The sequence below is a fragment of the Streptomyces sp. DH-12 genome (genome assembly GCF_002899455.1).
GTDB lineage: Bacteria > Actinomycetota > Actinomycetes > Streptomycetales > Streptomycetaceae > Streptomyces.
Genome location: NZ_PPFB01000001.1, coordinates 4,770,714 through 4,787,534 on the forward strand (window position 1 = coordinate 4,770,714; position 16,821 = coordinate 4,787,534).

The following is a 16,821-nucleotide window of genomic DNA, read 5'->3' on the forward strand; positions in this document are numbered from 1 at the left end:
GGATGGACACGACAGCCGAACCGGACACCGGTGGGGGAGCGGGGGCCTTCATCGAGCTGGACCGGGTCGAGAAGGTCTTCGACGTGCGGAGGCGGAAGGGGCTGCTGCGGCGGGAGCGGCACCAGGTGCGGGCCGTGGACTCGATCTCCTTCACGGTGGCGCGCGGCGAGATGGTCGGCTACATCGGGCCGAACGGCGCCGGGAAGTCGACGACGATCAAGATGCTGACGGGCATCCTCACCCCGAGCGGCGGCCGGCTGCGGGTCGCCGGGATCGACCCGTCGCGGGAGCGGACCCGGCTGGCGCACCGCATCGGGGTGGTGTTCGGGCAGCGCACCACGCTGTGGTGGGACCTCCCGCTGATCGACTCGTACAAGCTGATGCACCGCATGTACCGCATCCCCGACGGCCGGTACCGGGAGAACCTCGCCCGGCTGGTCGAACTGCTGGACCTGGGGGACCTGTTGGAGGTGCCGGTGCGGCAGCTGTCGCTGGGCCAGCGGATGCGCGGGGACATCGCGGCGGCGCTGCTGCACGACCCGGAGGTGCTGTACCTGGACGAGCCGACGATCGGCCTGGACGTCGTCTCCAGGACCCGGGTGCGGGAGTTCCTGCGGCAGGTGAACGCGGAGCGCTCCACGACGATGCTGCTGACGACGCACGACCTCCAGGACATCGAGCAGGTGTGCTCCCGCGTGATGGTCATCGACCACGGCCGGCTGGTGTACGACGGGGCGCTCGCCGGGCTGCACGAGGTGGGGGAGAGCGAGCGGACGCTGGTGGTGGACCTGGAGCGGGAGTGCCCGCCGGTCGAGGTGCCCGGGCCCGCCCGGGTGGTGCGGGTGGACGGGCCCCGCCAGTGGGTGGCGTTCCCGGCGTCACAGTCCGCGGCCGGGCTGGTGGCGCGGATCGCGGAGCGCTACCCGCTGGTCGACCTGTCGGTGCGGGAGCCGGACATCGAGGCGGTCATCGCGAAGATGTACGCGGAGCGGGCCGGGCGGGCGCCGACGCGGTCCTCGTAGCCGTGCGGCGGGGACAACTCGTAGGCTGCTGGGTATGACCGACGACGCACCCGCACCGGACCTCCGTGCCTCCGACGCCGACCGCGAACGGGTCGCCGAAGTCCTCCGGGAGGCCCTCGCGGAGGGCCGTCTGGACATGGAGGAGTTCCAGGAGCGGCTGGACGCCACCTACCAGGCGCGCACCTACGGGGAGCTCGCGCCGATCACCCGTGACCTGCCCGCCTCGGGGGTGACGGTCGCCCCCTCGGTCTTGCCGGCGAAGGACCCGGCGCCGGGCGGCGGTTGGGCGGACCGCATCGTCGGCGGGGACGACCCGGGGACGTCGACCTGGGCGGTCGCCGTGATGAGCGGCTTCCAGCGCAAGGGGCGGTGGACGGCGCCCCGGCGCTTCAACTGCTTCGCCTTCTGGGGCGGCGGCGAGATCGACCTGCGCGAGGCGAACTTCGCGGACCGCGAGATCGTCGTCAACGCCGTCGCGATCATGGGCGGGATCGACGTGATCGTGCCGCCCGGCGTGGAGGTCGTGGTGCGTGGCGTCGGCATCATGGGCGGCTTCGACCACCGCGAGGAGGGCGTGCCGGCCGAGCCGGGCGCCCCGCGCGTGATCGTCACCGGGCTCGCCTTCTGGGGCGGGGTCGGCGTGCAGCGCAAGCTGCCCCGCGCGGAGCGGCAGCGGCTGCGCGAGGAGCGGCGCCGGGAGAAGCTGGAGCGCAAGGAGGAGCGGCGCCGGCAGCACCTGGAGCAGACGGAGCGGCAGCGGCAGGAGCACCTGGACCACGCCGAGCGGCACCGCCGGGAGCTGGAGGAGTCCCGCCGCCTGCACGACCCGCTGAACCTGCACGGCGCGCGGGAGCGGCGCGAGCGGCGGCCGGAGGACGGCTGACACGTCCCGCCCGGTCCGGCGGCGGGTCACAGCCGGGCCGGCGCCCCGCCCTCCAGCGCCTTCAGCTCGAACGCCTCCGCCATGCGCGCGTACCCCTCGTCGCTGGGGTGCAGCCCGTCCCCGGAGTCGTAGCCGGCCCGGAACCGGCGCGGGTCGTACCCGTCGCGCACCGCCTCGTCGAAGTCCACGACCTCGTCGAACACGCCGCCGTCGCGGATCTCCGCGTTGACCCGCTGCCGCACGTCCTCCCCGGACGGGGTGTACGCGCGGTGCCCGCGGTACGGCATGAGCGTCGCCCCGACGACCTTGAGCCCCTGGGCGTGCGCCCGTTCGGTCAGGGCCGTCAGCCCGCCCACGATCCGCTCGGGGTCGGCGGTGCCCGGCGCGCGGAGGATGTCGTTGATGCCGAGCACGACGACCACGACCCGGACATGGGCACGGCCCAGCACGTCCCGGTCGAAGCGGCGCAGCGCGCTGGGGTTGCGCGGCGGCAGCCCGGGCCCGTCGGTGAGCACGCGGTTCCCGCTGAGCCCGGCGTTGACGACGCTGTAGCGGGGGAGGTCGCGGCCGGCCGCGAGGGCCGTGCGCAGCCGGTCCGACAGCACGTCGGGCCAGCGGGCGTCGGCGCCGACGGTGGAGGAGACGCCGTCCGTGAGGGAGTCGCCGAGGACGACGACCGTGCCCTCGGAGTCGTCGCTCAGCACGTCCAGCGCGGTCACGTACCGCCAGACGGTGCTCCGCCCGTCATAGGCCGCCCCGGTGGTGTCGCGGGTGTGCTCCCCCTCGGCGACCCAGGAGATCTGCCGGGCGTGCTCGTGGTACGTCACCGGCCCGGACGGAACGGGGGAGTACGTGCTGATCAGCACGTGCCCGTCGCGCGGGATCCGCACGCGCACGGCGTCGCTGACCACCTGCCCGCCCGCCGGGACGACGACGGACGGGCTCCCGGCGAAGGTGAGGGCGCGCATCGTGTCCGCGAGCGCGGCGGCGGTGTCCGGACCGGCGGAGACGGCGATCGACGCGTGCGTGAGGGTGAGGGGGGCGCGGCCGTGGAGGTTGGACAGCGTGACGCGGGCGCGGGTGCCGCCGGCACTGGTGTGCACGACGTTCCGCACGGACCGGCCGGCGAGACCGACGCTCTCCGTGCCGGGTTCGCCGCCGCCCGGCGCGGTCGCCCAGGCGGTGACCCAGGTACCGGCGGAGGCGGGCGCGACGGGGTCCCCGGGCCGGCCGGCCCCCCGCGCGAGGGCGTCCCGCCCCCGCGCGCCGTCGGCCGACGCCCCGACGAAGATCACGGCCGACACCGAGACGACCGCCGCGACCATCGCGGCGAGCAGCGCCCCGTACCGTCCGGGCCGCCCTTGCCGGGCGAGGGGCTCTGGGGCACGGGGCGGCACCGCCGGGCCCCCGTCACGATGCCGGGTCATGCTGTTCCGTTCTCCTCGGAAGGCGGGAGCCGCGGGCGGGGCTCCGGTCCGACGCACCATGGTGGGCCAGGGCGGGGGAGACCGTGCGCGGGACGCGGCCGACGATCGTCCGGGCGGCCCCGGGGAGCGAACCCGGGCGGGCCTTGGGAGGGTGCTTCCGAGCGGTCCGGGGTGTCCGGTCGGCGCCGGGGGTACCCCTGGGTGGCGTCCCGGGACAATCCCCCCGAGGACAGACGCCGGGAACTCCTGTTCCGTTCCAGGAGTCGGTCAGGAAGGGACAATGCGTGAGGGAATACCGAACGGGTGGAGCGGATGGAACGGACTGAGACGGCGGGCACCGAGGACCGGGACGCCGCCGAGCGGCATGCCGGCGCGGGCGTCGCCACGAACCGCGCGATGACGACGTTCAGCCCCGCGGACGAGGAGAAGCAGCGCGGGGTGCGCCGGATGAAGCTCACCGCGACCGGCCTGCTGGTGTTCGTCGCCCTCGTCTACGTCCTCGCCGAGTGGGCCTCCCACCGGGGCGCCGGCGCCTGGGCGGGGTACGTCGCCGCGGCGGCCGAGGCGGGCATGGTCGGCGCGCTGGCCGACTGGTTCGCCGTCACCGCCCTCTTCCGGCACCCGCTGGGCTTGCCCATCCCGCACACCGCGATCATCCCCACCAAGAAGGACCAGCTGGGCACCGCCCTCGGCGACTTCGTCGGGGAGAACTTCCTCTCCGAGGACGTCGTGCGCAGACGGCTGCGCGCCGTCGGCATCGGCAGCAGGCTCGGCGCCTGGCTCGCCGTCCCCGAGCACGCCGACCGGGTCACCGCCGAGGTGTCGGCGGCCCTGCGCGGCGCGCTGGCGGTGCTGCGCGACTCCGACGTGCAGGCGGTCGTCGGGGAGGCCGTCACCCGCCGCGCCGAGGCCCAGGAGATCGCGCCCGGCATGGGCAAGATGCTGGAGCGGATCGTCACCGACGGCGGCCACAAACGCGCGGTGGACGTGGTGGTCTCCCGCGCCCACGACTGGCTGGTGCTGCACAGCGACGCCGTGATGGACGCCGTGCACGGCGGCGCCCCCGGCTGGACGCCCAAGTTCGTGGACCGCAAGGTCGGCGAGCGCGTCTACAAGGAACTGCTGCGCTTCGTCACCGAGATGCGCGACATGCCCGGCCATCCCGCGCGCGGCGCCCTGGACCGCTTCCTGACGGACTTCGCGACCGACCTCCAGTCCGACACCGACACCCGCGCCCGCGTCGAGCGCCTCAAGGGCGACATCCTGGGCCGCAGCGAGGTGCAGGACCTGATCGCGTCCGCCTGGACGGCCGTACGGGGCATGATCGTGTCGGCTGCGGAGGACGAGCGCAGCGAACTGCGGCTGCGCCTGCGGGCGTCGCTGCTGTCGCTGGGCGCCCGCATGTCGCTCGACTCCAAGCTCCAGGGCAAGGTCGACGGCTGGCTGGAGAGCGCCGCGGTGTACGTGGTGACCACCTACCGCAAGGAGATCACCTCCCTGATCACGGACACGGTGGCGAGCTGGGACGCCGAGCACACGACGAAGAAGATCGAGGCCAACATCGGCCGCGACCTGCAGTTCATCCGCATCAACGGCACGGTGGTCGGCTCCCTGGCGGGCCTGGTGATCTACACCGTCTCGCGGGCGCTGGGCGCGTAAGGGCGCGGGCGGGGCCGTACCGGGCGAGCGGGGGCGGGTGCGCCCCGGGCGTGAAACCGGCGGGCTCGGGGCACAAGGGGTTCACTTCGTCGAGGAGGGAGCCCATGGCGACAGCGCAGCCCGGGACGGGACGCACCATCACGACCGACATCTCCGCGCGTCTGGACCGCCTTCCGTGGTCCCGTTGGCACTGGTCCATCGTGATCGGCCTGGGCACCGTCTGGATCCTGGACGGGATGGAAGTCACCATCGTCGGCAACATCGCCAGCCGGCTGGCGGAGCCCGGCAGCGGCCTGGACATCACGTCCGGCCAGATCACCGGCATCGCCGCGGCGCTCTACGTGGCGGGCGCCTGCACGGGCGCGCTGTTCTGGGGACGGCTGACCGACATCTACGGCCGCAAGAAGCTCTTCCTGATCACCCTGGCCGTGTACCTCGGGGCGACCGCGCTGACCGCGCTGGCCTTCGACACCTGGTGGTTCTTCCTCTTCCGCTTCCTCACCGGCTTCGGCATCGGCGGCGAGTACGCGGCCATCAACTCCGCGATCGACGAGCTGATCCCGGCCCGGTACCGGGGGCGCGTCGACCTGATCATCAACGGCAGCTACTGGCTGGGCGCCGTCGGCGGCGCGCTGCTGTCGATCGTCGCGCTGAACACGTCGGTCTTCCCGGTGAACGTCGGCTGGCGGCTGACCTTCGCCCTGGGCGCCGTCCTGGCCCTGGTGATCCTCCTCGTACGCCGGCACGTCCCCGAGAGTCCACGGTGGCTGCTGATCCACGGCCGGGAGGAGGAGGCCGAACAGATCGTCCGCGGCGCCGAGCAGATGATCGAGGCGGAGCGGGGCGAGCCGCTGCCCCCCGCCGAGGGCGAGATGGTCATCCGCCAGCGCGAACGCACCACCTTCGGCGAGATCGCCCGCACGGTCTTCGCCAAGTACCGCAAGCGGGCGACCCTCGGGTTCGCGCTCTTCGTCGGCCAGGCGTTCCTCTACAACGCCATCACCTTCGGCTACGGCGCGATCCTCACCCAGTTCTTCGACGTCCCCTCCGGCAACACCGGCTACTACTTCGCGGTCATCGCGCTCGGCAACTTCCTGGGCCCGCTGCTGCTGGGCAAGCTGTTCGACACGGTCGGCCGGCGGATCATGATCTCCGGCACGTACGTGCTGTCGGGCGTGCTGCTGTTCGCCACGGCCTGGCTGTTCGACCGCGGCTCGCTGGACGCGACCACGATGACGGCCTGCTGGTCGGTGGTCCTGTTCTTCGCCTCGGCCGGCGCGTCCAGCGCCTACCTCACGGTCTCCGAGATCTTCCCGATGGAGACCCGGGCCATGTCCATCGCCTTCTTCTACGCCGTCGGCACCGCCGCGGGCGGCATCAGCGGCCCGCTGATCTTCGCCGGTCTCACCGAGTCCGGCGTGGTGTCCGACGCGGTCCTGGCCTTCCAGATCGGCGCGGGCCTGATGGTCGCGGCAGGCATCGTGGCGGTGTTCCTCGCGGTGAACGCGGAGCGGCGCTCCCTGGAGGACATCGCCACCCCGCTGTCGGCGGCGAAGCCGCAGGGGGAGCCGGCGAGCAGGTGACACCAGGGCGCGAGGCCCGGGGGGATGACGCTTCCCCCGGACGCCCGGCGCCGGCCACCGCAGGCCGGAGCCGGGCGCCCGCGCGTGTGCGGCAGACGGGCGTCCGCGCGTGCGGCAGGAGGGTTCAGCCCCGCCGGTCGGCCACCGCCCACGAGGCGAGGGCGACCGCGCCGGCCACCCCGAACACGGCGGGCCAGGCGCCGACCTTCTTCGCCAGCGGGTGGGACCCGGCGAAGGCGGCCACGTACGCCGCCGACAGCGCGCCGGCCGCCGGGCCGCCCGCCCGCTCCCGCCACTGCTGGGCGGCGGCGACCCCGGCGGCGGCGAGCACGACCCCGCCGAGCTGCCGCTTACGGGTCCAGCGGGCCACGCCGTACCCGCCGACGAGCCCGCTCGCGGCCACGACCGAACTGGGAACCTTCGCCATGCCTGCTGCCTCCTGCCACTGCGCCCCGCGGGGCGCGGAAAACCACGGACCTTGAGGCTAACGCGCCTGGTGACGCCCCCTGCCACCAGCCCCGGAGCAACCGCCCGCCCAAAACTGAGTCTGGGGTTGTCAACTTTCCTCCCGATGAGTTATATAAGGAATTGACCCGTGGGGCATCGCACAGACGACTTCACAGAAAGGAGTGGACTGTGATGCTCATGCGCACCGACCCCTTCCGCGATCTCGACCGGCTCACGCAGCAGGTCTTCGGTCCGGCCGCCCGCGCGTCGGCGATGCCGATGGACGCCTACCGGGCAGGGGACGACTTCGTCGTTCACTTCGACATCCCCGGCATCGACCCGGAGACCATCGAGCTCGACGTCGAGCGCAACGTCCTGAACGTCCGGGCCGAGCGCCGTTCGTCGGCCCCCGACGACGCGGAGACGGTGGTCGCCGAGCGTCCGACCGGCACCTTCACCCGGCAGCTCTTCCTCGGTGACACCCTGGACACCGAGCGCATCGACGCCACGTACGACGCGGGTGTCCTGACCCTGCGCATCCCGGTGGCCGAAGCGGCCAAGCCGCGCCGCATCCGGATCACGGGCGGCGACAGCCGCAAGCAGCTCGCAGCCTGACACACACCCACCCCTTCCACGCGTCCCGCGGCCTCCCCCTCCGGCCCGCGGGACGCGCCCCCACGCCGTACGCCCGAGGCGGGCGACGGCCCGCCGGACCCACCGGACTACCGGACCGACCGGACTACCGGACCGACCGGACTACCGGACCGACCGGACTACCGGACCGACCGGCCCGCCGGACCGGCCGGCCAGTCGGCCGACCCGACCGACCGGCACCCCGGCCCCGGAGAACCGAACACCGGAGAAGGAGAGGAGCTTCGGATGACCACGCTGACGCCGCAGAGGCCCACGATCCCGCAGCCCGGAGGCGCCACCCCGGCGCCCGGGCAGCGCCCGGCGCAGGACCCCGCCTGGCGCGAACTCGTCGACGCCGTACGGGAGGCCGGGCAGTACCCGACGCGGTCGGAGGCGGAGAGCGTCACCCGCATCGTCCTGTCCGCCCTGGGCGGCCACGTCGTCGGGGACGAGCGCGTCGACCTGGCCCGCGCCCTGCCCGAGGAGGCCGCGCGGGTGGTCGCCTCGCAGATCCCGGCGACCCGCCGGCTCACGGCGGCCGAGTTCGTCGACTCGGTGGCGGCCCGCATCGAGGGCGCGACCCCGGCCACGGCCCGCTGGGACGTCAGCTCCGTCCTCAGCGTGCTGCCCCCGCTGGTCGGCGACGAGCTGGTGACCCGAGTACTGGACCAACTCCCGCCCGGCTACGCCCTGTTGTTCGGCCGGGCGGAGCTGACTCCGGCGGCGTGACGACCGCGCCGTAGCTCCCCTTCCTCACCGATTCCTCACCGACGAGCGCCCCCGCGCCCCGCCCGGCGCGGGGGCGCTCGTCGCGCGCGGGGAGCGTACGCCCATACACTCCGGGCGCTTGGGAGCGTACGGTCGTACGCATGACGACGGACCACTTCGCGGGCGATCCGCGCACGAACCTGGAGCGGATGCGCGCGGGCGACCTGTACATCGCCGACGACCCGGAGATCGGCCGCCGGCTGGAGCGCGCGATGCGGCTCGCCGCCCGCTACCAGGCCACGTACCTGGACGAGCGGGACCAGGCCAGGGCGGTCCTCGCCGAACTCCTCGGCTCCGTCGGCGAGGACGTCGAGATCCGCCCGCCCCTGTACGTCGACTACGGCAGCAACATCAGCATCGGCGCCCGCACGTTCGTCAACTACCACCTCACCGCGCTGGACGTCGCCGCCATCACCATCGGCGAGGACTGCCAGATCGGCCCGAACGTCCAACTGCTCACCCCCACCCACCCGGTGGAGCCGCAGCCCCGCCGCGACAAGCTGGAGGCGGCCCGGCCCATCACCATCGGCGACAACGTCTGGATCGGCGGCGGCGCGATCGTCTGTCCCGGCGTCACCGTCGGCGACAACGCGGTCATCGGCGCCGGAGCGGTGGTCACCAAGGACATCCCGGCGAACGTCGTGGCGGTCGGCAACCCGGCCCGCCCCGTCCGCACGCTCTGACGGCCCGCCACGAGCAGCCCCCATGGCCACCGGACACACCGACCCCGCCGCCGCGAGCGGATCCTCACGGCGGTGCTCGACCTGATCGCCGAGGAGGGCGTCGCCGGCGTCTCCCACCGCAAGACCGCCGCTCGCGCCGGGGTGCCGCTCGGCTCGATGACGTACCACTTCACCGGCATCGACGAGCTGCTGCTGGAGGCGCTCACCGGCTACGCCGACCACGTGGTCGCCGTCTTCGAACGGCACCTCGCCGGCGCCACCACCCCCGAGGAGGCCCGCGAGGCGGTCACCGGCCTCGTCCACACCCTCCCCGAGGGCCCGCGCCGCGACCTGATCCTCGTCCAGGAGCTGTACACGCTGGCGGCCCGCCGGGAACCGTACCGCGCCCTGTGCGTCCACAGGATGCGCCGCAGCCGCGCCCTGCTGGAACGCCACTTCCCCCCGGACACCGCCCACCGCCTCGACGCCCTGATCGAGGGCCTCACCCTCCACCGCGCCCTCGACGACGACCCGCCGGACCGGTCGGCGACGCGGGAGGCGGTGGACAGGATCACGGGGGCGGACTGAGGAGCGGACGGCGGCCGGTCACCGGTTCCGGTGAGGGGCGCTCGGTGTCCTGCCGGCCTCCGCGCGGGCCACTTCGGTGTCGTACTGGTCGGCGTCGAAGTGGAAGTCCGGCAGCCGGGGCGCGGGGGCGTACGGTCCGCCCGCCGGGACCTCCCAGTCGGACCACTGCACGATCCCGCCGCACCGCTGCACGACCACCGTCAGGAAGCCGCAGCAGCCGCCGGTGCACTCCGGTTCCCCCAGCACCAGACGGCGCGCCTCACCGGTCGCCCGCAGCGGGCTGGGGCGGTCGCCCGGCAGCACGTCGGCCGCGTACGGCCCCCGGCCCCCCTCGTCGACCCCCTCCTCGACCAGGTCCTCACCATTGATCCAGAACCGTACTTGAGCAGCCCATCTGGGCCCCGGCGGCAGCACCTTGATCTCGAGACGATCGAACATCCGGTCACGGTAAGGGGCATGCCGACGCACACGGTCACCTTTTTCCGGGAGGGCCGGTCACCGGACGCGCCGACCGGAGACCGGACGAGGTGCCCGGGACGGGCGTGGAAAGAGAGCGTGGGCGCCCGTCCCGGGCCCGGCTCAGAGCTCCCGGTAGTAGACCGCGGTCGGCAGCGCGGTGCACCCGAGGCGCTCGTAGAGGGCGCGGGCGGGCGCGTGGAAGGGATCGCCGCCGGTGCCGATCTCGACGACCTCCGCGCCGAGGCTCCGCATGTGCGCGAAGGCGTGCTCGCACAGGGCGGTGCCGACCTGGTGGCGGCGGTGCCGGGCGGCGACGGCGAGGTGGCTGACGGCGCCGTTCCGGCGGTCCGGGTCGACGCTCCACGCCACGTAGCCGGCGATGCCGTCGCCGTCGTCGGCCTCGGCGACCGCGACGTACAGGTGCCGCTCGGGGGCGTGGAGCCGGGGGACCTCACGACGGTAGTCGTCGCGCCAGTCGCCGTGCTGGTTGGTGAAGACGGCCTCGCCCACCAGAGGGCGGAAGAAGTCCTCGTGGAACGGCCGGAACGTCTCGATGGTCAGGTCGGTCAGGGACGCGAGGTCCTGCGGGGTGTACGCGCGGATGCGCATGGGAGTGCGCCTTTCGGGCTGAGGGCTGGACGCCCGGAGGGAAGGGGGCACCGGTCGGCCCGCTCCCGGCCGGAGACACCGGCGGTGAGCAGGGCCCTCAGCGGCGCGTACGCCAGGCGGCGAAGCACTCCATGGCTCCCAGCGTAACCCCGGGCGGTGCTCGCCCGGCCCGGCGCCGGAACCGGGAACGCGGGACCGGTCGCCTGTCCGGGAGCCGGTACGGACGTCACCGTTCGTCCGTCTGCTCGCCCGCCCGCCCGACCAGGCCACCCGGTCCCGGCGTACCGCGTAAATCGATTGTCGCCCGTCCACCCGGCCCGATAGGAAGGGCCGCATGCTGAAGGGAACCAGAGTCGGCCTCAGGGACCGGCACGAGGACGACATACCGGTCCTGCGGGCCGAGCTCTACAACGACGTGGTCAACGCCGCGCGCGCCGAGGGCGGCCCGTGGCGGCCGGTCACGGCGAAGGACCCCCGGCTCACCGTCGACGACCCCCCGGAGGATCGCGCCCCCTTCTCCGTGGTGGAGCTCGAGGGCGGCACCCTGATCGGCACCGCGAACCTGTGGGGCATCGACACCCACAACCGCAACGCCCACCTCGGCATCGGCCTGCTCCCCGCCGCCCGCGGCAAGGGCTACGGCACGGACGTCGTCGCGGCCCTCTGCTCCTACGGCTTCGTCGTGCGCGGCCTGCAGCGCCTCCAGATCGAGACCCTCGCGGACAACGAGGCCATGATCCGCGCCGCCGAACGCAACGGCTTCGTCCGCGAGGGAGTGCTCCGCTCCTCGGCGTGGGTGCTGGGGGAGTTCATGGACGAGGTGGTGTTGGGGCTGCTGGCGGGGGAGTGGGACGGGGGTAAGGGGGCGTAGTTCGTCGCCTGCCTCCGAGCGCCGGCGCCTCCGAGAGAGGCGCCGCGGTCATCCCCTCTTGAGCGCCTGGAGGAAGACGCCCCAGGCGGATCCCGTCACGGTGACCACAGGCCCGTCGACCGTTTTGCTGTCCCGTACATGGGCGCGCGTCGAGGTGATCGCGCACTCCACGCACTCACCGCCCGCTTCCCGGACTGCGGCCGGAATTCTGTTGGCAGTCAGTTTTCTTCAGGTACATTCCACGGGCCCTGGAGCGCGCCCTGTAACCGACCCTGACGGACAGATCGCCCGTGGTCTCGTCCACACACCGTCCGTGGGCCCCGGCACACCGTGCCGGGGCCCACGGCCTGCGAGGAACGAGGATTGCCGCCATGCCGTACACGCGCATCGCCAAGGGCGCCGTCACCGTCATCGCCGCTACCGCGGTCTGCCACTCCCTGATGTCCGCCGGTTACGCCTGGGCGAGCGACAGTAGAGCGACGGACGAGGCCACGATAGGCTCCGGCGCCTTCGAGTTCCTCCTCACCACGGCCGCTTCCTGGACTCTCATGCCCCTCCTGCTGTGGGCCGGCATGCGGGTCATGGGCGAGGCCGACAACGTCGTGCTCGTACTCGTCGGTGGGCTGGTCTGGGCGGGGCTCTCCGGGTACTACATCGATGACATCGACCGCGCGGGCGGGCACATGCCGGTCATGGCCTTCGCCGCCTACGTCCTTCTCGGGGCGGCGCTGGCCGGGATCGGTTCGGGACGCCGCGACTGAGCCCGCCGTTCACGGTACGTGCCGTCCGGGCCGGTCATCGCCCCGTTTCCCCTCCGGGCAGCGTGCGTCCGGGTTCGGGTGCGCTGCGGGAGCCGGTCGGTCCTGTGAGCTCCGCGGCGCGCCTCCAGGCCTGCGGAGTCTCCGGGCTACTGCCCACACCGGCAGCAACTCCTCACAGACCGCACCACCCGAGGGCGGCGCGCACGACGGTCGGTTCCACGAGCGCGTCCAGGTCGCGAAGACGTCGACACCGCGTGTGCGGGAGGGCTCGACCGCGTCTTTTTCCCGATCCACGCCGCCGAACGCAACGGCTTCGTCCGCGAGGGAGCGTTCCGCTCTTCGGCGTGGGTGCTGGGGGAGGTCGTGGGCGAGGTGATGTTGGGCTGCTGGCGGGGGAAGGGGCGGGGCGGGATAGCACCTGCCGGGACTGCAGCGCGGTCAGCCCTGAGGCTTACGGGAGCCGCACATCCCCCTGCCCGGCATCCGTGACGCGGTCACCGCGCGGGCACGTCCGCTATGAAGTGCGTCCAGGCTCTCCGGGAAAGTTCGAGGCGTGGGCCCGACGACCGCTTCGAGTCCCTTATGAGCACACCGTCCGGCGTGTGGGCCGCTTCCAGGCACTCCGTCGCATTGCCGCCGCTGTACGACGACTTGAACCACTTCGGCTTGTGAGCGGGCGGTTGGCCGACTGACATTCACAGCTCCTCGTAGACGCGCTGGATCAGGGAAGACGACGCCTCCATGTCCAACGCTTGTGCGCGGAGGTACTCGAACGCAAGCCTGTATCGCTGGAGTTCCTCCTCCTTCTCGAGGAAGAGCGAGCCGGTGTGGAAGTCGACGTACACCACGTCGAGCGCGGATTCGGTACCGCCGAGGATGACGAAACTGCCGAGCGCGGCGGAGTGGGCGCCCTTGGAGAACGGCAGCACCTGAAGCGTGATGTGAGGGGACTCGTTCGCTTCCAGCAGCCGTGCCAGCTGTTCCTTCATGGTCTCCGGTGATCCGACGACCCGGCGGATGACGGACTCGTCGAGAATCGCCCACAGCCGCGGCGGGTCGGGGCGGGTGAGGATCTCCTGCCGCTTCATGCGGATGTCGACGAGCCGCTCAATCTCGGCCGGCGCCAGCGGGATCTCGTTCGCCTTCTGCAGAGCGGTGCTGTAGGCGCGGGTCTGCAGGAGTCCAGGGACGTACACACAGGAGAAGTGGTCTTCCCGTACGGCCTCGTCTTCCAGTGTGAGCAGCAGGTTCATGCTCTCCGGGATGGAGTCGGCGAAAGAACTCCACCAGCCTTGCTGCTTGGCGTCCTTGGCCAGTCTGACGACGGCCTCCCGCTCGGCCTCCGTCGCTCCGTACTCGCGGCACAGGGCGTCGACGACGATCCACTTCACCGGCCCCGCCTGCGTCTCATAGCGGCTGACTGTGGCCTTCGATACGCCGACCAGTCGTCCGGCCTCCTCAAGAGTCATGCCGCTGCGGGCACGCAACTTGCGCAGGGTCGAGCCCAGTTGGCGGCGGCGTGTGGTGGTCCTTACGGACATGGGGCTCCTCGGAGGTATAGGCCAGGCGGCCGTTTGGGGCGAGAACAGGCTAGATAGGCCGGGCTTACACCACGTACGGATTCACCCGATCGAGGTTCGTGAGAAGTTACATAGTGAGACTTCTCTGTGTCATCCTCGGTAACACACCGCCACGCAGCGCATCCGTTCCGCCACGGTGCGCATAAGAGGAAGTGGCGCGGGAGGGAGAGCCGCTGTGCCGGGGACCTACTACATGGAGAACGTGCAGCGCCGCTGCGTGCTGCCTTTCGAAGCGCTGCCCTGCGAAGTGCGCCTGCTGCGGCGAGCGGTGGCCGCCCAGCTGGGCCAATGGGGCGTGCCGACCGCTGGAGACGCGGCACAGCTTGTCGTGACGGAGCTGGCGACGAACGTCATCAAGCACGTCGGTGAAGGCTCTGCGGCAACGCTGATTCTTGAGCGGAAACGTGAGCGGCTGCGGGTCGAGATGCATGACAAGGCCAGCTCGCTGCCCTCGCTGCGTGCTGCCGGCTGCGACTCGGAGTGCGGCCGTGGCCTGCACATGCTGGCTGCGATGGCCGTGGACTGGGGGACGGTGGCCACGGCCATCGGCAAGGCGGTGTGGTGCGAGATCGAACTCGGACAGGACGCCGGCTGCCTCCGCATGGAGCGGGCCGCCGACGCGCTGGAGACCTATCGGGCGCGCAGCGGGACGCTCCAGCAGGGCCAGTGCGACGCCGTCCTGGCAGAGTCAGCCGTCGAGCTGATCGCCGACCTGCTGCACTGGACCAGCGCACGCGGCCTGGACCCGGACGATGTGCTGGACCGGGCGCAGATGCATTACGAGGCTGAGGCGGACGCTGCTTAGTCTCCTCGAAGCGCCGGTTCGAACCCACCGACGTGGCTTCCCATCCTGGCCCCGCCGCAGCAGCGTCGGAAGCGTCGTTCACGGACGCGCCGCAGCCACGCGCAGTAGCGCCTCCGCGTCTGCGGCAACATCATGTTCGTGCAGCACTAGCGCGGCGCGCAGCACATCTCGGTCGCTCCTGTCCCGGCCGTAGATGTGCACGAAGTTGCCAGCCAGCTCCTCTTGCCCGTTCGACCGCAGCAAAGCCACCAACAAGGCCATCTCCTGAGATGTGCAGGCCTCGGCGGTGTGCCGCAACAGTGCGAGGACGCGGTCTGGCCGGCCGCCGCCGGCAAGCTCCTCCGCGCGACGCCTGATCCTCTGTGCCGCCGACACGTCTTTTATGCTCCGCTGCCGGTCCCCGTTCCGAGGGGGGACCGGCAGCGGAGTTGCGCCCAGTTCCTCTGGATGACGATTCTGCTGGCCGGCTTCAGTAGCCAGGTGTATCCGCAGTGTCTCCTGCTTCAAGGCGGAGTACTGCTTCCGCAGAGCGCGCAACTCCGCGTCCCGGTCTCCTGCTTCTTTCGTGAGTTTCTTTCGCTCTTCGAGTGAAGCCTCTAGCTCGTGCCTGGCGGCTTGTGCTTCCTCTCTGTGGCGCGCGCAGTTGCTGCATCGTTCCTGCTCCGCTCGCGCCCGTAGTTCCAGCAGATGCTCCTTGGTGACACCAAGGCCTTGCTCACCCCCGGCGTCCCGGCATGCGGTCTCGAAGATTGAAGTAGTCACCTTCTTGGAAGGGACGTACTGTCCTGTGAGGTACCTGGTCAGGGAGCTCTCGCCGACGTAGAGGTGCTTCGCTGCCTGCGCCTGCGTGGGGTGGGTGAGGATCGTGTTGCCGTCCGGAGACTTGATGACCAGGTGGCGGCAGACCTCCCGCAGCGCCATGGCCAGTTGTCGCCTGCCGGGTGGGACATCGTCGTGGAAGTCCTTCTTCGTCCACGCGAACGGGGGGCGACTGCTGCTGCGCGCTGCCATGGCGGCATACCTCCGTATTCATGCCGACCGGCCTTAACGCCTGCCGCTGGTCGGCGTTGTTGAGCCTCATTGTGCCGGAGACCAGTGGGGTGCCGTCTGGCGTTTTCTGTTTCTTCTCTTGCTAGTTAGTGCGCAAGTTGGCCCGAGAGGGTTCGACGGGGTTTCGATGTGCCACGCTTTACGTGTCAGCCTCCGGTTGTGCGGGGGGTGGTGCGAGGTGTGTCTGGGAGCAGCCGCAATCAGTCCATCTCGCGCAATTCGCACAACGGGAGACAAACGCGTCGAATCGCGTGCACTATGCGCGCCTTTTTATGGGAGGGGACCCATCATGACGATGCCGTCCTGGCAGGAAACCAGTGCCGGAGGCCACAAGCTGGGAAGCATGGCGCGGGCTGCGCTCTGGCTGGTCCAGAAGGTAGAGGAAGGCAAGATCTTCACCGTGGCCGATCTGCGCGAGGACTTCCCGGACATCGCGCAGATCGACCGGCGTATGCGCGATCTCCGGGACTACGGGTGGGAGATCGCGACGTCCCGCGAAGACCCTGAGCTGAGGCCCCAGGAGCGCCGGTTTGTGAAGCGCGGCAAGGACGTGTGGGTGCCGGGCCAGGCGAAGACCCCGAGTCACAAGTCCAGCATTACCAACGCCCAGCGCGCGAAGGTACTGCAGGAAGACGGATACCTGTGCCGTACGTGTGGCATCACCGGTGGTGAGGCGTACGACGACGACGGTGTCACGCTGGCGGTGCTGAACGTCGCCCGTCGGCCGGTGACTCTGGCGGACGGCAGCGTCACGCACCAGCTGGTCACCGAATGCCAGCGGTGCGGACGGGGGACCGTGGACCGGTCCGTGCGCCTGCCCGAACTGCTCGTCCAGATCGAGGCGCTCGCGCCCCTGGAGCGCAGCGTGCTGAGCGGCTGGGTGAAGAACGACAAGCGGACGTACAGCTCGCTGGAGCTGCTGTGGGCGTTGTACCGGACGTTGCCGGAGGAGTCCCGCAAGGTTGTGGCCGACGCCCTTGAAACTGACGGCACCGACGACTGAGACAGGACGGA

At 71.6% G+C, this 16,821-nt stretch carries 19 protein-coding genes and 2 pseudogenes; 13 read left to right on the forward strand and 8 right to left on the reverse strand.

What is annotated here, in order from left to right; genetic code table 11:
- The first annotated feature begins 2 nt into the window (after nucleotides 1-2).
- Together C1708_RS20395 and C1708_RS20400 are read left to right on the forward strand one after the other, a co-directional pair.
- The gene (locus C1708_RS20395) at nucleotides 3-1,022 is read left to right on the forward strand and encodes an ABC transporter ATP-binding protein (protein WP_106414029.1); all 1,020 of its coding nucleotides are present in this window, start codon (nucleotides 3-5) and stop codon (nucleotides 1,020-1,022) included.
- 34 nt (nucleotides 1,023-1,056) lie between these two features.
- The gene (locus C1708_RS20400) at nucleotides 1,057-1,905 is read left to right on the forward strand and encodes a DUF1707 SHOCT-like domain-containing protein (RefSeq protein WP_106414030.1); all 849 of its coding nucleotides are present in this window, start codon (nucleotides 1,057-1,059) and stop codon (nucleotides 1,903-1,905) included.
- Between the two features lie 26 nt (nucleotides 1,906-1,931).
- Here the strand turns inward: C1708_RS20400 and C1708_RS20405 are convergent, their stop codons facing one another.
- On the reverse strand, nucleotides 1,932-3,332 hold the full coding sequence (locus tag C1708_RS20405; RefSeq protein ID WP_106414031.1) for an SGNH/GDSL hydrolase family protein: 1,401 nt from the start codon (nucleotides 3,330-3,332) through the stop codon (nucleotides 1,932-1,934).
- 312 nt (nucleotides 3,333-3,644) lie between these two features.
- On the opposite strand from C1708_RS20405, the gene C1708_RS20410 reads away from it, so the two are divergent.
- Entirely contained in the window at nucleotides 3,645-4,991 is a 1,347-nt protein-coding gene (locus C1708_RS20410; RefSeq protein WP_106416396.1) for a DUF445 domain-containing protein, read from the forward strand.
- 104 nt (nucleotides 4,992-5,095) lie between these two features.
- Complete coding sequence (locus C1708_RS20415) at nucleotides 5,096-6,574, forward strand: MFS transporter (protein WP_106414032.1); 1,479 nt, start codon at nucleotides 5,096-5,098, stop codon at nucleotides 6,572-6,574.
- Nucleotides 6,575-6,698: 124 nt separating this feature from the next.
- On the opposite strand, the gene C1708_RS20420 is transcribed toward C1708_RS20415, so the two are convergent.
- The gene (locus tag C1708_RS20420; RefSeq protein ID WP_106414033.1) at nucleotides 6,699-7,001 is read right to left on the reverse strand and encodes a hypothetical protein; all 303 of its coding nucleotides are present in this window, start codon (nucleotides 6,999-7,001) and stop codon (nucleotides 6,699-6,701) included.
- Nucleotides 7,002-7,213: 212 nt separating this feature from the next.
- Between C1708_RS20420 and C1708_RS20425 the strand changes: the two genes are divergently transcribed.
- From C1708_RS20425 to C1708_RS20440, 4 genes and pseudogenes are all read left to right on the forward strand, one after another.
- Nucleotides 7,214-7,636 (forward strand): Hsp20/alpha crystallin family protein, encoded by a 423-nt coding sequence (locus tag C1708_RS20425; RefSeq protein WP_106414034.1) that lies wholly within the window; start codon nucleotides 7,214-7,216, stop codon nucleotides 7,634-7,636.
- A 264-nt stretch (nucleotides 7,637-7,900) separates the two neighbouring features.
- Nucleotides 7,901-8,383 carry a DUF2267 domain-containing protein gene (locus C1708_RS20430; RefSeq protein WP_106414035.1) on the forward strand — a complete coding sequence of 161 codons (483 nt, stop codon included), beginning with the start codon at nucleotides 7,901-7,903 and terminating at the stop codon, nucleotides 8,381-8,383.
- Nucleotides 8,384-8,523: 140 nt separating this feature from the next.
- On the forward strand, nucleotides 8,524-9,105 hold the full coding sequence (locus tag C1708_RS20435; protein ID WP_106414036.1) for a sugar O-acetyltransferase: 582 nt from the start codon (nucleotides 8,524-8,526) through the stop codon (nucleotides 9,103-9,105).
- Nucleotides 9,106-9,127: 22 nt separating this feature from the next.
- Nucleotides 9,128-9,672: pseudogene (locus tag C1708_RS20440) on the forward strand (TetR/AcrR family transcriptional regulator).
- An 18-nt stretch (nucleotides 9,673-9,690) separates the two neighbouring features.
- On the opposite strand, the gene C1708_RS20445 reads toward C1708_RS20440, so the two are convergent.
- Nucleotides 9,691-10,110: a hypothetical protein gene (locus tag C1708_RS20445; protein ID WP_106414037.1), complete on the reverse strand. Its 420-nt coding sequence runs from the start codon at nucleotides 10,108-10,110 to the stop codon at nucleotides 9,691-9,693.
- A 141-nt stretch (nucleotides 10,111-10,251) separates the two neighbouring features.
- On the reverse strand, nucleotides 10,252-10,740 hold the full coding sequence (locus C1708_RS20450) for a GNAT family N-acetyltransferase (protein ID WP_106414038.1): 489 nt from the start codon (nucleotides 10,738-10,740) through the stop codon (nucleotides 10,252-10,254).
- A gap of 334 nt (nucleotides 10,741-11,074) precedes the next feature.
- On the opposite strand from C1708_RS20450, the gene C1708_RS20455 reads away from it, so the two are divergent.
- Nucleotides 11,075-11,611 (forward strand): GNAT family N-acetyltransferase, encoded by a 537-nt coding sequence (locus C1708_RS20455; RefSeq protein WP_106414039.1) that lies wholly within the window; start codon nucleotides 11,075-11,077, stop codon nucleotides 11,609-11,611.
- A 48-nt stretch (nucleotides 11,612-11,659) separates the two neighbouring features.
- On the opposite strand, the gene C1708_RS20460 is transcribed toward C1708_RS20455, so the two are convergent.
- The gene (locus C1708_RS20460; protein WP_106414040.1) at nucleotides 11,660-11,833 is read right to left on the reverse strand and encodes a DUF397 domain-containing protein; all 174 of its coding nucleotides are present in this window, start codon (nucleotides 11,831-11,833) and stop codon (nucleotides 11,660-11,662) included.
- Between the two features lie 149 nt (nucleotides 11,834-11,982).
- Between C1708_RS20460 and C1708_RS20465 the strand changes: the two genes are divergently transcribed.
- Nucleotides 11,983-12,372 carry a hypothetical protein gene (locus C1708_RS20465; protein ID WP_106414041.1) on the forward strand — a complete coding sequence of 130 codons (390 nt, stop codon included), beginning with the start codon at nucleotides 11,983-11,985 and terminating at the stop codon, nucleotides 12,370-12,372.
- 288 nt (nucleotides 12,373-12,660) lie between these two features.
- Nucleotides 12,661-12,861, forward strand: a pseudogene (locus C1708_RS35150) (hypothetical protein); the annotation flags it as partial.
- Between the two features lie 5 nt (nucleotides 12,862-12,866).
- Here C1708_RS35150 and C1708_RS20475 read toward each other — a convergent pair.
- Together C1708_RS20475 and C1708_RS20480 are read right to left on the reverse strand one after the other, a co-directional pair.
- The gene (locus tag C1708_RS20475; RefSeq protein WP_106414042.1) at nucleotides 12,867-13,067 is read right to left on the reverse strand and encodes a DUF397 domain-containing protein; all 201 of its coding nucleotides are present in this window, start codon (nucleotides 13,065-13,067) and stop codon (nucleotides 12,867-12,869) included.
- Nucleotides 13,068-13,913 carry a helix-turn-helix domain-containing protein gene (locus C1708_RS20480; protein ID WP_106414043.1) on the reverse strand — a complete coding sequence of 282 codons (846 nt, stop codon included), beginning with the start codon at nucleotides 13,911-13,913 and terminating at the stop codon, nucleotides 13,068-13,070. It abuts the gene before it with no gap.
- A 232-nt stretch (nucleotides 13,914-14,145) separates the two neighbouring features.
- Here C1708_RS20480 and C1708_RS20485 point away from each other — a divergent pair, with 232 nt between their 5' ends.
- Entirely contained in the window at nucleotides 14,146-14,757 is a 612-nt protein-coding gene (locus tag C1708_RS20485; RefSeq protein WP_106416397.1) for an ATP-binding protein, read from the forward strand.
- Between the two features lie 78 nt (nucleotides 14,758-14,835).
- On the opposite strand, the gene C1708_RS20490 is transcribed toward C1708_RS20485, so the two are convergent.
- Nucleotides 14,836-15,768, reverse strand: a complete 933-nt coding sequence (locus tag C1708_RS20490) for a hypothetical protein (protein ID WP_106414044.1) — start codon at nucleotides 15,766-15,768, stop codon at nucleotides 14,836-14,838.
- Between the two features lie 328 nt (nucleotides 15,769-16,096).
- On the opposite strand from C1708_RS20490, the gene C1708_RS20495 reads away from it, so the two are divergent.
- Nucleotides 16,097-16,810, forward strand: coding sequence for a KpnI family restriction enzyme N-terminal domain-containing protein (locus C1708_RS20495; RefSeq protein WP_106414045.1), 714 nt, complete (start codon nucleotides 16,097-16,099; stop codon nucleotides 16,808-16,810).
- Nucleotides 16,811-16,821 lie beyond the last annotated feature (11 nt).

What these genes read in the sequence shown, in the direction of transcription:
- C1708_RS20400 (WP_106414030.1), top strand. Translation starts at nt 1,057, where the DNA reads ATGACCGACGACGCACCCGCACCGGACCTCCGTGCCTCCGACGCCGAC.
- C1708_RS20425 (WP_106414034.1), top strand. Translation starts at nt 7,214, where the DNA reads ATGCTCATGCGCACCGACCCCTTCCGCGATCTCGACCGGCTCACGCAG.
- C1708_RS20435 (WP_106414036.1), top strand. Translation starts at nt 8,524, where the DNA reads ATGACGACGGACCACTTCGCGGGCGATCCGCGCACGAACCTGGAGCGG.
- C1708_RS20465 (WP_106414041.1), top strand. Translation starts at nt 11,983, where the DNA reads ATGCCGTACACGCGCATCGCCAAGGGCGCCGTCACCGTCATCGCCGCT.
- C1708_RS20410 (WP_106416396.1), top strand. Translation starts at nt 3,645, where the DNA reads ATGGAACGGACTGAGACGGCGGGCACCGAGGACCGGGACGCCGCCGAG.
- C1708_RS20450 (WP_106414038.1), bottom strand. Translation starts at nt 10,740, where the DNA reads ATGCGCATCCGCGCGTACACCCCGCAGGACCTCGCGTCCCTGACCGAC.
- C1708_RS20480 (WP_106414043.1), bottom strand. Translation starts at nt 13,913, where the DNA reads ATGTCCGTAAGGACCACCACACGCCGCCGCCAACTGGGCTCGACCCTG.
- C1708_RS20445 (WP_106414037.1), bottom strand. Translation starts at nt 10,110, where the DNA reads ATGTTCGATCGTCTCGAGATCAAGGTGCTGCCGCCGGGGCCCAGATGG.
- C1708_RS20495 (WP_106414045.1), top strand. Translation starts at nt 16,097, where the DNA reads ATGACGATGCCGTCCTGGCAGGAAACCAGTGCCGGAGGCCACAAGCTG.
- C1708_RS20485 (WP_106416397.1), top strand. Translation starts at nt 14,146, where the DNA reads ATGGAGAACGTGCAGCGCCGCTGCGTGCTGCCTTTCGAAGCGCTGCCC.
- C1708_RS20405 (WP_106414031.1), bottom strand. Translation starts at nt 3,332, where the DNA reads ATGACCCGGCATCGTGACGGGGGCCCGGCGGTGCCGCCCCGTGCCCCA.
- C1708_RS20415 (WP_106414032.1), top strand. Translation starts at nt 5,096, where the DNA reads ATGGCGACAGCGCAGCCCGGGACGGGACGCACCATCACGACCGACATC.
- C1708_RS20475 (WP_106414042.1), bottom strand. Translation starts at nt 13,067, where the DNA reads ATGTCAGTCGGCCAACCGCCCGCTCACAAGCCGAAGTGGTTCAAGTCG.
- C1708_RS20430 (WP_106414035.1), top strand. Translation starts at nt 7,901, where the DNA reads ATGACCACGCTGACGCCGCAGAGGCCCACGATCCCGCAGCCCGGAGGC.
- C1708_RS20490 (WP_106414044.1), bottom strand. Translation starts at nt 15,768, where the DNA reads ATGGCAGCGCGCAGCAGCAGTCGCCCCCCGTTCGCGTGGACGAAGAAG.
- C1708_RS20455 (WP_106414039.1), top strand. Translation starts at nt 11,075, where the DNA reads ATGCTGAAGGGAACCAGAGTCGGCCTCAGGGACCGGCACGAGGACGAC.
- C1708_RS20395 (WP_106414029.1), top strand. Translation starts at nt 3, where the DNA reads ATGGACACGACAGCCGAACCGGACACCGGTGGGGGAGCGGGGGCCTTC.
- C1708_RS20420 (WP_106414033.1), bottom strand. Translation starts at nt 7,001, where the DNA reads ATGGCGAAGGTTCCCAGTTCGGTCGTGGCCGCGAGCGGGCTCGTCGGC.